This window comes from Aeromonas sp. s5 (genome assembly GCF_040907865.1).
Taxonomy (GTDB): Bacteria; Pseudomonadota; Gammaproteobacteria; order Enterobacterales; family Aeromonadaceae; genus Aeromonas; species Aeromonas dhakensis.
The window spans coordinates 104,907-118,665 of sequence record NZ_JBFOCO010000032.1 but is presented as its reverse complement, the minus strand read 5'-3'; the positions used below and the strand labels follow the sequence as shown (position 1 = coordinate 118,665).

The 13,759-nt window shown below is 63.1% G+C and carries 11 protein-coding genes and 1 other RNA gene; 9 read left to right on the top strand and 3 right to left on the bottom strand.

Features of this window, described 5'->3' with window-relative positions:
* Positions 1-131 precede the first annotated feature (131 nt).
* The 3 genes from AB5Y94_RS18720 to emrD all read left to right on the top strand — a co-directional run bounded on the left by AB5Y94_RS18720 (position 132) and on the right by emrD (position 2,885).
* On the top strand, positions 132-587 hold the full coding sequence (locus tag AB5Y94_RS18720) for a hypothetical protein (protein WP_017765933.1): 456 nt from the start codon (positions 132-134) through the stop codon (positions 585-587).
* Between the two features lie 186 nt (positions 588-773).
* Entirely contained in the window at positions 774-1,436 is a 663-nt protein-coding gene (locus AB5Y94_RS18715) for a glutathione S-transferase family protein (protein WP_005299690.1), read from the top strand.
* Positions 1,437-1,685: 249 nt separating this feature from the next.
* Entirely contained in the window at positions 1,686-2,885 is a 1,200-nt protein-coding gene (emrD, locus tag AB5Y94_RS18710; RefSeq protein WP_005299692.1) for a multidrug efflux MFS transporter EmrD, read from the top strand.
* Between the two features lie 149 nt (positions 2,886-3,034).
* Here the strand turns inward: emrD and ssrS are convergent.
* Positions 3,035-3,217: non-coding RNA, 6S RNA (gene ssrS / locus AB5Y94_RS18705), on the bottom strand.
* A 16-nt stretch (positions 3,218-3,233) separates the two neighbouring features.
* The gene (zapA, locus tag AB5Y94_RS18700) at positions 3,234-3,566 is read right to left on the bottom strand and encodes a cell division protein ZapA (protein WP_005299694.1); all 333 of its coding nucleotides are present in this window, start codon (positions 3,564-3,566) and stop codon (positions 3,234-3,236) included.
* A 173-nt stretch (positions 3,567-3,739) separates the two neighbouring features.
* On the opposite strand from zapA, the gene AB5Y94_RS18695 reads away from it, so the two are divergent.
* The 6 genes from AB5Y94_RS18695 (at position 3,740) to gcvP (ending at position 12,238) form a co-directional block, all read left to right on the top strand.
* Positions 3,740-4,309: a UPF0149 family protein gene (locus tag AB5Y94_RS18695; RefSeq protein ID WP_005299696.1), complete on the top strand. Its 570-nt coding sequence runs from the start codon at positions 3,740-3,742 to the stop codon at positions 4,307-4,309.
* Between the two features lie 183 nt (positions 4,310-4,492).
* Entirely contained in the window at positions 4,493-5,710 is a 1,218-nt protein-coding gene (gene ubiH / locus AB5Y94_RS18690; RefSeq protein ID WP_124250009.1) for a 2-octaprenyl-6-methoxyphenyl hydroxylase, read from the top strand.
* A gap of 88 nt (positions 5,711-5,798) precedes the next feature.
* Positions 5,799-7,034, top strand: coding sequence for an FAD-dependent 2-octaprenylphenol hydroxylase (locus AB5Y94_RS18685; protein ID WP_185450613.1), 1,236 nt, complete (start codon positions 5,799-5,801; stop codon positions 7,032-7,034).
* A 479-nt stretch (positions 7,035-7,513) separates the two neighbouring features.
* A complete protein-coding gene (gcvT, locus tag AB5Y94_RS18680) occupies positions 7,514-8,611 on the top strand; it encodes a glycine cleavage system aminomethyltransferase GcvT (protein WP_005299702.1) in 1,098 nt (365 codons plus the stop codon).
* Between the two features lie 107 nt (positions 8,612-8,718).
* On the top strand, positions 8,719-9,108 hold the full coding sequence (gene gcvH, locus AB5Y94_RS18675; RefSeq protein WP_010634317.1) for a glycine cleavage system protein GcvH: 390 nt from the start codon (positions 8,719-8,721) through the stop codon (positions 9,106-9,108).
* 253 nt (positions 9,109-9,361) lie between these two features.
* Positions 9,362-12,238 carry an aminomethyl-transferring glycine dehydrogenase gene (gcvP, locus tag AB5Y94_RS18670; RefSeq protein ID WP_024942767.1) on the top strand — a complete coding sequence of 959 codons (2,877 nt, stop codon included), beginning with the start codon at positions 9,362-9,364 and terminating at the stop codon, positions 12,236-12,238.
* Between the two features lie 150 nt (positions 12,239-12,388).
* On the opposite strand, the gene AB5Y94_RS18665 is transcribed toward gcvP, so the two are convergent.
* Positions 12,389-13,687: an anaerobic sulfatase maturase gene (locus AB5Y94_RS18665; protein ID WP_017786686.1), complete on the bottom strand. Its 1,299-nt coding sequence runs from the start codon at positions 13,685-13,687 to the stop codon at positions 12,389-12,391.
* Positions 13,688-13,759: the final 72 nt, after the last annotated feature.

Sequence of the window (13,759 nt, the reverse complement as noted above, 5' to 3'; positions counted from 1 at the left end):
GCAACTGTTATACGTTATCGCTCCGGCCTTGGCGACTGCCAGATCTGACGGCTCCAATATAGGCTCTTTTTGGTCTAGTCTTATGGGCAGCAGCCGAATAACAGGCTGCCTTGAGCATAGGGACGTGGATCATGAATTTGTCATTAGTGAGTCAAAAACCGTCGGCAACCTCCACCCAGGGTTTGCTGGCCGCCTTGCGGAACTCGACCGGATACGGCGACTACTTCAACGAGCTAACCATTACCCAGCCATCCCACTGGCAACCCGGCAAGGAAGAGGCGGCTATCCTGCTGCTGGACGGGGATGCGGCCTGGCCCGAGTTTGCCTGGCAGCGCAACAGCGACACCTTCGGGTTGCCGGTGTTGCCGCTGCTGATGCGCAAGGGAGACGGTACTCTCACCATTCAGGGGCCGGATGTGCGGGACCCACGCTTCTATTTCGTCTCCAACGGTATCGTGCTGGAAGAGTCTGAACTTGCCGATCCCGCCTGCAGCCGGGTGCTGCTGAACAAGCTGGAGTCCTACTTCCCGCTGCTTTCCCGCCTCATTCTGCTGCGCCAGCGTCAACCCATGGGGCTGTGCAACTAGGCCCTTCCTTCTCTGCGCCGGGCTGTTCAAGCGGCACAATATTTGTCATAACTGACCGGTATTGTGCCGCTTCGTCATGTTCAGGCCGGAGGATGTCCATGTTGTCCATCCCGCTGCGTTTCTCTGGCCGACATGGGCGAGGCCCTGTCCGTCCTGTGCCAATGTGTGAATCACAAGGAGTCCATGATGATCGATTTTTATACCGCCGCCACCCCCAACGGCTTCAAGGTGGCGATTGCCCTTGAAGAGCTGGGCTTGCCCTACCGTGTCATTGCGCTCGACCTGTCGGCGCTGGATCAGAAGAAACCCGAGTTTCTGGCCATCAACCCCAACGGCCGCATTCCGGCCATCGTCGATCGAGACAACGGGGACTTCGCGGTGTTCGAGTCGGGTGCCATTCTTCTCTATCTGGCCGAGAAGGCAGGCAAGCTGCTGCCGGCGGACCCCAAGCGCCGCTCCCAGGCCATTCAGTGGTTGATGTTCCAGATGGGTGGGGTCGGGCCCATGATGGGGCAGGCCAACGTCTTCTATCGCTACTTCCCGGAGAAGATCCCGGCCGCCATCGAACGCTATCAGAAGGAGGGACGCCGCCTGTTCGAGGTGCTCGACAGCCATCTGGCCCAGCACGAGTATCTGGCCGACGAGTACAGCATCGCCGACATCGCCACCTGGCCCTGGGTGCGTATCTATGACTGGAGCGGTATCTCCATCGAGGGGCTGCCCCATCTGCAGGCCTGGATGGACCGGATGGCCGACAAGCCGGCCTGCCAGAAGGGGATCACCATACCGCCGCGCAACGAGAAGCCGGAGGATCTGGTCAAGCAGGCCCAGCAGATGGTAACGCGTTGATTTTTATCGTTGACGGGGCCTAAAACCCCGTCGCATTAGAAAAACTAAGGAAAGCTGATTATAAAGATTCGTTCGTTTTTCGTGATCTGAATCACTAAGATGACGGCAAGCCATGGGAGTGTCCTGCTCCCGGCCGGTGCGGGTTCTCCGCCTTGAGTTTTCACCTTTGATTGACCCTGTTTGTTGGATCCCCTCTGCGGTTTTCTGCCAGAGGCGGGCAGCTTTTCGATGATTTTTCGGGACTGAGATATGTATCGGCACAGTTTTTATCCGCTGTTTTTTCTGACCATTCTGATGGTCGCTGTGGGCCAGATGACCCAGACCCTCTACGTGCCCTCCATTCCCATGATGGCGGGGGACTTCAACGTGGCCTCCGGCCAGCTGCAGGCGGTGATGGCCTGCTATCTGATCCCGTACGGCCTCTCCCAGTTTGTCTACGGCCCCTTGTCGGATCGTATCGGCCGTCGCCCCATCATCATCATTGGCATGATGGTGTTCCTGGTGGGTACCCTGACCATCCAGCTGATCCCGAGTTTCATGGCGCTGCTGGCGGGCAGCTTCATCCAGGGGCTGGGGACCGGGGCCGGCGGCGCCATGAGCCGCACCCTGATGCGCGACCGCTACACCGGTGCCGAGCTCAACCGGGCCAACAGCCTAGTGAGCATGGGGGTGATCTTCTCCCCGCTGCTGGCCCCCGTGCTGGGTGGCTGGCTGACCGAGTTGTTCAACTGGCGTGCGGGCTACTGGTTTCTGTTCGGCTTTGGCGCCGTGGCGACCCTGGCCATACTGGCCTGGTTCGTCGAAACCTTGCCAGAGGAGGCCCGTCAGCAGCCGCTGCGAGTCGGTGCCGCCTATCGCCACGTGCTCGGCAACCCGCGTTTTCAGGGCAACCTGCTCTGCCTGATGGCGACCTTCGCCGGTCTGGCGGTGTTTGAAGCGGCCGCCGGCGTGCTGCTGGGCGACGTGCTCAAGCTGAGTGCCCGTACCGTCAGCGTGCTGTTCGTACTGCCGCTGCCCGGCTACCTGTTCGGTGCCTGGCTCTCTGCCAAGCTGAGTTTTCGCCTGAGCCAGGGCAAGCTGATGCGCCTTGGCATCGCCTTCCTGGCGCTGGGGTCACTCATCATCCTGCTGCCCGGTCTGTTCGGGATAGTGAGTGCCGCTTCCCTGGTGGGTGGGGCTGCCGTCTACTTCATCGGTAGCGGTATCCTCTATCCGACCGCCACCTCCTGCGCCATCGAACCCTTCCCGGGCCAGGCGGGCACCGCCGGCGCCATCCTCGGTGGCATGCAGAACCTGGGGGCCGGCATCGTGACCCTGCTGGCGGCCTGCTTCCCGATGGAGGGGCAGGTGACCCTGGGCGCCATCATGACACTGATGGTGCTGATCGTGGCGCTGAGCTTCCTCTGGCTGCGACACCATGGTTCGCCCCACGAGCAGATGGCCGTGTGAGCATAATGATGTGAAAAGACCCGCCCGAGTTGGCGGGTTTTTTATGGGCCGCCGCTGGGGGCTGATATGCCGGGTGACGGAAGCGGGGGAGGGGACTGCCGCGCAGGCAAAGAAAAAGCCCGTCACGCTGGTGACGGGCTTTTTGCTGTTGGTACCCCGGAGATGCCGTTGCCGGTTTGGGCCCTTGAACCGTCGGTTCAAGGCGGGGATCGGATCTGACCGCAGGCTTCTCGGTCGTGCCGAGCATGCGCAATAGCCAGAAGGCAGATCCCCTGTTTGGTATGAATATCGGCTCGGGGACTTGAACCGGCTGACAAACACCCCAGGGAATTTCAAAAACGTTGCGAGTTAGGGTTGTACGCCTTCGTCGCTGGATTCGCCATATTGTCCGTGCTCGATCAAGGCCGCTTCGATGGTGCGTTGCAGCATCTTGATCCGCTTGTCCATGGTCTCAGAGTATTGGTGATTCTTGTCTTTTTCAAGACAGAGCTCATGGCAGAAATTGAGTGCTGCCATCACCGCCAGCTGTTCATTGCTGGAGACCTTGGAGCGTTGACGCAGCTCGATGAGTTTATCAGTCAGCTGGTCGGCGGCCTGGCGCAGGGCATCCTGCTGTCCCAGGGGACAGGATACCTTGTAGGGACGTCCCAAAATGACGATTTCTACGGCCTCTGTGCTCATGCCTTCCTCAATACGGCGGAGTGTCATTCCGCCTTTATCCACGTGGACAACTGGGCGGGACTATATAGCGCAGATGCAGAAGTTTCAAGGCCTTGCTGGCTCTGGAAGGGGGAGAATGCTAGGATCCTGACCATTAATTCTGCATATTTGCCTGAACTTTGAGCGGATCTTCGATGAGCAAAACGAACCCCCTGAAATACGCGGCCGTGGCCGACCTGATGGAACAGCACGAGCTGATGGCAACGGCTGTAGAGGCCCATGGCGTGATCTGCGGTCTAGTGTGCGGTGGTGTGGCCCTGGACGACAAGAGCTGGCTGCCCCATTTCAACGATCTGGTCAACGACGGTTTCGGTCTGCCGGCCCCGGTGCGCCAGGTGATGACCGATCTCTATCATGAGGTGATCGAGAGCCTGATGGCCCAAAAAGGGGTTGAGCTGCTGCTGCCAAGCGACGAAGCGCCCCTCGACGAGCGCATCGATTCGCTGGTGGACTGGTCTCAGGCCTTTCTGGCCGGTTTCGGCGTGGTGCAGCAGGAGCTCTCCAAGGCCTCCGAAGAGCTGCAGGAGATGATCCAGGACATCGCCAGCATCACCCAGGTCTCTGCCGAGTTCGATCAGGAAGATGAAGAGAACGAAGCCTCCTTCCTGGTGCTCTACGAGCACGTGCGCCTCGGGGTCATGATGGCGTTCGAGGAGTTTGGCAAGCGGCCGGATGCCCCGAGCACCCCGCCGACCCTGCACTGAGTCGAGCAAGTCCGAAAAAGAGCGCCTGGTGGCGCTCTTTTTACATTTGGATGTTGCCCGCGCCGGCCGGCTGTGATGAGACAAGTAACGACAGGGACTCCACTTTTTTGCCCGTGGCTTCGCATCCCGACCCCACGCTTTGTGTTAGCATGACCCCACGTTTTCAGCTTTTCCCCTGATCTCATGTCTCAATCTGATCTGAACCACGTCGATGTGGCCATCGTCGGTGGTGGAATGAGCGGCGCCGTGCTGGCGCTCTCCCTCGCGGCCCTGCCAGGGCCCAAGCCCCTGCAGATCCTGCTGCTGGAGGCGAGCGCCCCCGAGCTCAATGCACACCCCGGCTTCGATGCCCGCGCCATCGCGCTCTCCGCTGGTACCTGCGAGGCGCTGACCCGGCACGGGCTCTGGCCCCGTTTTGCCCCCCATTGCAGCCCCATCACCCGCATTCATGTGTCGGATCGGGGCCACTTCGGCCAGGCCGGATTGACGGCCGCCGAGTATGGCCTGTCTGCCCTCGGCCAGGTGATCGAGCTGTCGGCGGCGGGCATCGAGTTGCAACAGGCGATCGCCGCCTGCCCGCAGATCCGCATGCTGTGTCCGGCCCAGCTCGAACGGGTGGAGCCGCTGACGGAGGGGGTGAACCTGACCCTGGCCAGTGGCGAGCGTTATCAGACCCGTCTGCTGGTGGCGGCCGATGGCGGCAACTCCTTCGTGCGCCAGCAGTGCAAGCTGGCGGTGAGCCGCCACGACTACGGCCAGAGCGCCATCATCGCCACCGTCAAGACGGCCGAGGATCCGGCCGGCCAGGCATTCGAGCGTTTCACCCAAGGGGGGCCGCTGGCGCTGCTGCCGATGCAGGGGGGGCTCTCCTCCCTGGTCTGGAGCGTGGCACGGGATGAGGCGCCGGCCTTGATGGCGCTCGATGACGCCACCTTTCTGGCCCGCCTGCAGCAGGCCTTTGGCTGGCGCCTCGGTCGCTTCCTGCAAACCGGCCAGCGCCACGTCTATCCGCTGGTGCTGACGGTGGCTGACTACCCGCTGGCCCAGCGCACCGTGCTGGTGGGCAACGCCGCCCATCTGCTGCACCCCATTGCCGGCCAGGGCTTCAACCTCGGCATGCGCGACCTGGACCTGCTCACCCACGCCGTCGGTCAGGCCCTGGCGGCGGGGGAGGATATCGGCAGCTTCAAGGTGCTAAACGGTTACTGGCAGCAGCGCAAGGGGGATCAGGCGCAGACGGTCTGGCTTACCTCCTCGCTGGCCCAGCTCTTCTCCAATGAGCACGACCCGCTGGTGGCGGGCCGCAACCTGGCGCTCTCCCTGATGGGGCGGCTGGACTGCCTCAAGGCGCCGCTGGCCTCCCGCACCCTAGGCTTTGTTGCCGACCTGTGCCGCCCCTGAGACGGGTCACAGCTTGCGTATTGAAGGGGTCTGCCTTCGGGCGCCCCCTCGCTGATCCCGGCGATCAGCCCTGAAAGGATATAAAACGATGCAGATGCAAAACGTGGATGTGGTGATTGTGGGGGGCGGCATGGTGGGCCTGGGGCTCGCCGCTGCGCTCAAGGGGAGTGCGCTCAAGGTGGCCGTGGTCGAGGGCCAGTTGCCGGCCCCCGCGCTTGACGAAGCGCCGGACAACCGGGTCAGCGCCCTGAGTCTGGCCAGCCAGCGCATCCTGCAGCAGGTGGGGGCCTGGCGCGGCATTGAGGCCCGCCGCCTGCAGCCCTACGTGCAGATGGAGGTGTGGGAGCAGGACAGCTTTGGCCGGATCGCCTTCGATGCTGCCAGCCTGCGTCAGCCCGAGCTCGGCCACATCGCCGAGAACCGGGTCATCCAGCTGGCGCTGCTGGACGCTATCGAGGGGGCCAACAACATCCAGCTGCTGAGCCCGGCCCGGGTGAGCAGCCTGCAAAGCGGCGAGGCGGGCTCCCTGCTGCTGCTGGAAGATGGCCGCGCGCTGTCGGCCAAACTGGTGGTGGCGGCCGATGGCGCCCACTCCTGGGTCCGTCGACAGGCCGACATTCCACTCACCAGCTGGGATTACGGCCACCACGCGCTGGTGGCGACGGTACGTTGTGCCGAGCCCCACGAGGCGGTGGCGCGTCAGATCTTCACCCCCGAGGGGCCGCTCGCCTTCCTGCCCCTGTGGCAACCGGATCTCTGCTCCATCGTCTGGTCGCTGCCGGCCGCTCGTGCCGAGGCACTCTGTCAGTGCGACGACGAGCAGTTCAACCGCCAGCTCACCACCGCGTTCGACGGCCGCCTCGGCCTGTGCCAGGTGGAAGGGGCGCGCAGCGCCATCCCGCTCACCGCCCGCTATGCCCGTGACTTTGCCCGCGAGCGGCTGGTACTGGTGGGGGATGCCGCTCACACCATACACCCGCTGGCGGGGCAGGGGGTCAACCTGGGGCTGCTGGACGCCGCCGCCCTGGCCGAGCAGATCCTGCGCAATCAGGCGGCGGGCAAGGATATTGGTCTGCTCGCCAACCTGCGCGGCTACGAGCGCTGGCGCAAGAGCGAGGCGGCCAGCATGCTGGCGGCGATGGAGGGGCTCAAGCGGCTGTTTGCCGGTGCCAACCCGCTTAAGAAGCTGGTGCGCGGGGCGGGCCTGTGCGCCTTCGACCTGTTGACGCCGCTCAAGCAAAGTGTGATCAGGGCCGCCATGGGGTTAGAGGGTGAGTTGCCGGCCTTGGCCAAGGGGAACAATTTGCCGACCCGGCTGAAGTAAGAGGGTGATCCGGGCCGCCATGGGGCTGGAAGGAGAGCTGCCCGCTCTGGCCAAGGGTGAAAAAATCTAATAATACTAGGGTGTTTTCACAACAAAACTAATGTGAGGAGGCTGATGACCCGGTTTGGGCATCAGCCTTTAATCTGGGCTGGCGGCGAAACGTTTTTCTCCAAATTGTGACGAAACGGTAAAAATCGAAATTTAATATCGTCATTACCGAGTTTGGTCTGTTTTTATCGCTGTTTTTACCTTAGTGTCTGGAGTCTGTTGACTGGCGGTGGATTAGTTTTTTTTGAGCGGCATGCGCGTCCGCTTGGCATATAATCCGCTGCGTTCAAGGAATCACTCCGGCCTTGCGGGCCGGAACGAGCACAGACTCAGGCACTCTCTGCTCTTGCTGCGACCCCGGTGAACCGCCGGAGGGCGGCCGGGCGGGGCGGATCGTGAGTGTTGTCGCGAACGCTTAAGGAAACACAGCGATGATCCAGACTACAGTACTGCATCCCAAGCACCTGGAAGCCGGCGCCAAGATGGTGGACTTTCACGGTTGGGAAATGCCCATCAACTACGGCTCACAGCTGGAAGAGCACCATCAGGTGCGCACCGATGCCGGCATGTTCGACGTCTCCCACATGACCATCGTCGATTTGACCGGCGAGCGGGTCAAAGCCTTCCTGCAACACCTGCTGGCCAACGATGTGGCCAAGCTCACCCTTTTTGGCAAGGCCCTCTACAGCGGCATGCTGACCCCGGAAGGCGGCGTCATCGACGACCTCATCACCTATTACCTTGGCGAGACCTTCTACCGCCTGGTGGTCAACTCCGCCACCCGCGAGAAGGATCTGGCCTGGATCCGCCACCATGCCCAGGACTTCGGGGTGACCGTGACCGAGCGCCCAGAGCTCGCCATGATCGCGGTGCAGGGGCCCAACGCCAAGGCCAAGGCGGCCAAGGTGTTCAGCGCCGAGCAGAATGCCGCAGTGGAAGGCATGAAGCCCTTCTTCGGCGTGCAGGCCGGCGAGCTTTTCATCGCCACCACCGGCTACACAGGTGAAGACGGCTACGAGATCGTGGTGCCGCAAGAGCAGGCGTGCGATCTGTGGCAGGCGCTGCTGGACAACGGCGTGGCCCCCTGTGGCCTGGGTGCCCGTGACACCCTGCGCCTCGAGGCTGGCATGAACCTCTACGGCCAGGACATGGACGAAACCGTCTCTCCGTTGGCCGCCAACATGGCCTGGACCATCGCCTGGGAACCGAGCGATCGCCAGTTCATCGGCCGCGCCGCGCTGGAAGCCCAGAAAGCCGCCGGCAGCCAGCCCAAACTGGTGGGCCTGGTAATGGAAGAGAAGGGCGTGCTGCGCAGCGGCATGCCGGTCACCTTCACCACCGCCGCTGGTGAAGAGCGGGAAGGTGTGATCACCTCCGGCTCTTTCTCGCCCACTCTGGGCTACAGTATTGCCCTGGCGCGGGTGCCCCGTGATATCGGCGAGCAGGCCTCGGTGGAGATCCGCAAGAAGCTGGTCACCGTGAAAGTGACCAAGCCGGCTTTCGTGCGCAACGGCCAGAAGCTGGTGTAACGACCCCATTGCGGCGAAGGGGCTACCCTTCGCCAGACCCCCTTGCCCCGGCAACGCCTGTCGAACCCGCCGGGGACAAGTGATCCAAGTGAATAAAGGAAGCACAAATGAGCCATATCCCGAGCGAACTGAAATATGCCACCTCCCACGAGTGGATCCGTGTCGAAGCCAACGGCGAGGCCGTGGTCGGTATCACCGAGCACGCCCAGGAGCTGCTGGGTGACATGGTGTTCGTCGATCTGCCGGAAGTGGGCAAGCAGGTCGGTGCCGGTGATGACTGCGCCGTGGCCGAGTCGGTCAAGGCCGCCTCTGACATCTACAGCCCGGTGAGCGGCGAGATCCTGGCCGTCAACGAAGAGCTGGAAGGCAGCCCCGAGCTGGTCAACTCCGACCCCTACGGTGCCGGCTGGCTGTTCCGCATCAAGCTGGACGACGCGGGCGAGCTCGCCAACCTGCTGGATGCCGAAGGCTACCAGAACGTGGTGGACGAAGAGTAATGCCCCCGGGCCCTGCCAATCGCGCAGGGCCCGTTTGTATGCATGCCCGTCGGCCAGGAGGCCGGCCGGCGAGGGTGACGTCGTCCGTCCCGGTTTGCCCGCGGCAAACCGGGCAGCCACAAGACGACCCCCTGTCGCTATGAGCGACATCCGGTGCCGGCAGGGGCCACCCTGCCACCCGAACATGAGTGAAGCCGGCCGAGGCCGGCTGTCAGGCACTTAGTTATCAGGACTTTTTATCAGGAATAGGGAAATGACCCAGTCACTGTTTGAACTCGAGCAAAAAACCGATTTCATCCGCCGTCACATCGGGCCGGGTGAGGAAGATCTGCGCGCCCTGCTGGCCGTGGTGGGCGCCGAGAGCCTGGACGATCTGATTGAGCAGACGGTCCCCGCCGCCATTCGCCGGCCGGGCCCGCTCGGCATCGGTGCCTCCATGACCGAAGTGGAAGCGCTGGCCAAGCTCAAGGGCTATGCCGCCCAGAACAAGGTGGCCAAGAGCTACATCGGCATGGGCTATCACGACACCCACGTGCCCCACGTCATCCTGCGCAACGTGCTGGAAAATCCGGGCTGGTACACCGCCTACACCCCGTACCAGCCGGAGCTGGCACAGGGCCGTCTCGAAGCCCTGCTCAACTTCCAGCAGCTGACCCTGGATCTCACCGGCATGGATCTGGCCAGTGCCTCCCTGCTGGATGAGGCGACCGCCGCCGCCGAGGCGATGGCGCTGGCCAAGCGGATGGCCAAGTCCAAATCCCACCTCTTCTTCGTGGCCGACGACGTGCACCCGCAGGTGATCGACGTGGTCAAGGAGCGGGCGGTCCACTTCGGCTTTGACGTGGCAGTCGGCCCGGCCGAGCAGGCCTGCGCCGAAGAGGTGTTCGGTGCCCTGTTCCAGTACCCCACCACCACGGGGGAAGTGAAAGATCTGCGGGCGCTTATCGCCGCGGTGCAGGCCCAGAAAGGGCTGGCCTGCGTCAGCGCCGACATCTTGTCGCTCCTGCTGCTCAAGTCCCCGGGTGAGCTGGGTGCCGACGTGGTGCTGGGTTCGGCCCAGCGCTTTGGCGTGCCCATGGGCTACGGTGGCCCCCACGCAGCCTTCTTCGCCACCCGTGATGCCTACAAACGCTCCATGCCGGGCCGCATCATCGGCGTCTCCAAGGATGCCCGCGGCAAGGCCGCCCTGCGCATGGCGATGCAGACCCGCGAGCAGCATATCCGCCGCGAGAAGGCCAACTCCAACATCTGTACCGCCCAGGTGCTGCTGGCCAACATGGCGAGCTTCTACGCCGTCTACCACGGCCCGGTGGGACTGAAAACCATCGCTTCCCGCGTGCACCGTCTGACCACCATTCTGGCGCTCGGTCTGAAGGCCAAGGGCGTGGCCCTCAAGCACGCCAGCTGGTTCGATACCCTGACCGTACAGACCGCCGAGAAGGCTGCGCTGATCGCCAAGGCCGAGGGGCTCGGCATCAACCTGCGCGCGGATCTGGATGGTGCAGTGGGTGTCTCCCTTTCCGAGACCACTACCCGTGGCGATGTGGCCGAGCTGTTCGAGCTGTTCCTGGGCACAGGGCACGGTCTGGACATCGAGGCCCTCGACAAGGCGGCCCAGGCCCATCACGCCATCCCGCAGGATCTGCTGCGCACCGATGCCGTGCTGACCCATGAGGTGTTCAACAAGTACCACTCCGAGACCGAGATGCTGCGCTACATCCACCGTCTCGAAGCCAAAGATCTGGCCCTCAACTACGCCATGATCTCGCTCGGCTCCTGCACCATGAAGCTCAATGCCACCGCCGAGATGATCCCGGTGACCTGGCCCGAGTTCGGCAAGCTGCACCCGTTCGCCCCGCTGGCCCAGGCCAAGGGTTACCAGCTGCTGCTGGCCGACCTCGAAAACTGGCTGGTGAAGGTGACCGGTTACGATGCGGTCTGCATGCAGCCCAACTCCGGCGCCCAGGGCGAATACGCCGGTCTGCTCGCCATCAAGAAGTACCACGAGTCCCGCGGCGAGGGGCATCGCGACATCTGCCTCATTCCGGCCTCCGCGCACGGCACCAACCCGGCCTCCGCCCAGATGGCGGGCCTGCGGGTCATCGTCACCGCCTGTGACAAGTCGGGCAACGTGGACCTGGACGATCTGCGCGCCAAGGCCGCCGAGGCGGGTGATCAGCTCTCCTGTCTGATGGTGACCTATCCCTCCACCCACGGGGTGTACGAGGAGACCATCAAGGAGGTGTGCGACATCGTTCACCAGCACGGTGGTCAGGTCTATCTGGACGGCGCCAACATGAACGCGCAAGTCGGGCTGACGGCGCCGGGCTTTATCGGGGCGGACGTTTCCCACCTCAACCTGCACAAGACCTTCGCCATTCCTCATGGCGGTGGCGGCCCGGGCATGGGCCCCATCGGCGTGAAGAAACACCTGGCCCCCTTCGTGGCCGGTCACGCCGTGGTCAAGACCGACAAGGAGAGCCGCAACAACGGCGCCGTGTCGGCGGCACCGTTCGGCTCGGCCAGCATCCTGCCCATCAGCTGGATGTACATCGCCATGCTGGGAGACGAGGGGCTGAAGAAATCCACCCAGGTGGCCATCCTCAACGCCAACTACCTGGCCAAGAAGCTGGGTGAATCCTTCCCCGTGCTCTACTCCGGGCGCAACGGTCGGGTGGCTCACGAGTGCATCCTGGATATCCGCCCGCTCAAAGAGGCCTCCGGCATCAGCGAGATGGACGTGGCCAAGCGCCTGATGGACTACGGCTTCCACGCGCCGACCATGAGCTTCCCGGTAGCGGGCACCCTGATGGTCGAGCCGACCGAATCGGAATCCAAGCGCGAGCTGGACCGCTTCGTGGAGGCGATGACCGCCATTCGTGCCGAGATCGCCAAGGTGCAGGACGGCCACTGGAGCCTCGCCGACAACCCGCTGGTGCATGCCCCGCATACCCAGGATGACGTGATGGACGGTGAGTGGAATCGTGGCTACAGCCGCGCCGAGGCAGTGTTCCCGTCGGACGCCGTGCGCGCCGCCAAGCTGTGGCCGTCGGTCAACCGCATCGACGACGTCTACGGCGATCGCAACCTGTTCTGCTCCTGCATCCCGACCGAGGACTACGCCAAGTAAGCGCAGGTGCTCAGCGTGACCTGGGAAACAATGGCCTGGTCGGGCAATAGGGCTGAGCAGAGCTATCAAGGTGTCAAAATCCGAAACCCGTTGGCGGGTTTCGGATTTTTTTATGGGCATGTGGCAGACCCGGAACCAGGGCCTGCCGGCTTATCTGCCCTGCTGCTGCGTCGTCAACACCTGGGCTATGCCTGCCAGTATGGGGGCGGCGTAGTCGAAGAAGTGCTTGATCCCGGGGCAGAGGTAGTTCAGGCCAAGCTCGCCATCCGGGGCCCTGATCAGACGATTCTTGGGGCATTCGCCCCAGCAGAGCGTCAGGTAGGGGCACTGGCGGCAATATTCGGGCAGGCTGTCCCGCTTGGACATGCCAAAGGCCTCCTGGCGGGTGGAGAAGGCCATGTGGCTCAAGGGGCGCTGTTTGATATCCCCCAGCCGGTACTCCGGATAGACGAAGTGATCGCAGGAGAAGACGCTGCCATCGTGCTCGATGGCCAGGGCCTTGCCGCAAAACTCGGCGGTGACGCAGAGCTGGGAGGGGTATCCCATGGTCTGGGCCACGGCGGTTTCGAACAGATTGACCAGCACGCGCCCCAGGTCGTTGTTGACCCACTCCTCGAACACGGTTGCCAGAAAGGTGCCCCAGTCATCGGGATCCACCGACCAGTCCGTGACGATCGACATGGGGTGACCGGGTTTGCTCAGCTCGCTGCCGACCAGGGGCAACATGCTGTCGTTCCAGAATTGCGGGGCCGTGCGTTTGAAATCGCTGGCCTCGACACAGGGGGTGAACTGGATGTAGCTGGCCCCCAGCTCCTGGGTCAGAAAGCGATACACCTCGAGGGGATATTTTGCATTGTGCCGGTTGATGACGGTCAGGGCATTGAAGGGAACCTGATGCTGGCGCAGCAGTGCGGCCGCCGCCATCACCAGATCGAAGGTGGGTTTGCCGCTGCGGGTCACCCGGTATTTGTCGTGCAGTGCGCGGGGCCCGTCGATGGAGAGGCCGACCAGAAAGCCGTGCTCCTTGAGAAACCGGCACCACTCGTCATTGAGCAGGATGCCGTTGGTCTGCAGGTCGTTGCGGATGCTGACCCCGGGCGGGCAATGCTGTTGCTGCAGCACCACTATCCGGCGAAAGTAGTCGATGCCGAGCAGGGTCGGTTCACCGCCCTGCCAGGAGAAGACGATCTCGTCGCCATCCTGCCCCTCTATGTAGCTGCGGATGAAGGTAGCCAGCGTCTCCTCATCCATCCTGGGTTGTCTCGGTTGATGGAGCAGCTCTTCCTTGTGCAGGTAGAAGCAATATTGGCAATCGATGTTGCACTTGGAGCCCCCCGGTTTTGCCATGACGTGGAAGCGGCGGGCATAGGCGCCGCTGCTGTCACGGCTGGCGGTTTTGAGCGGGGTGACGTCCAGGTGTGTGGTGTCACGGGTCCGGATCTTGTTCATCGTTACTCTGCTGGTGGCGGCGGGCGAGGTCGGTCCGGGGTGGGTGCCTGACGAGGTGCCCAGCTCTGCCGC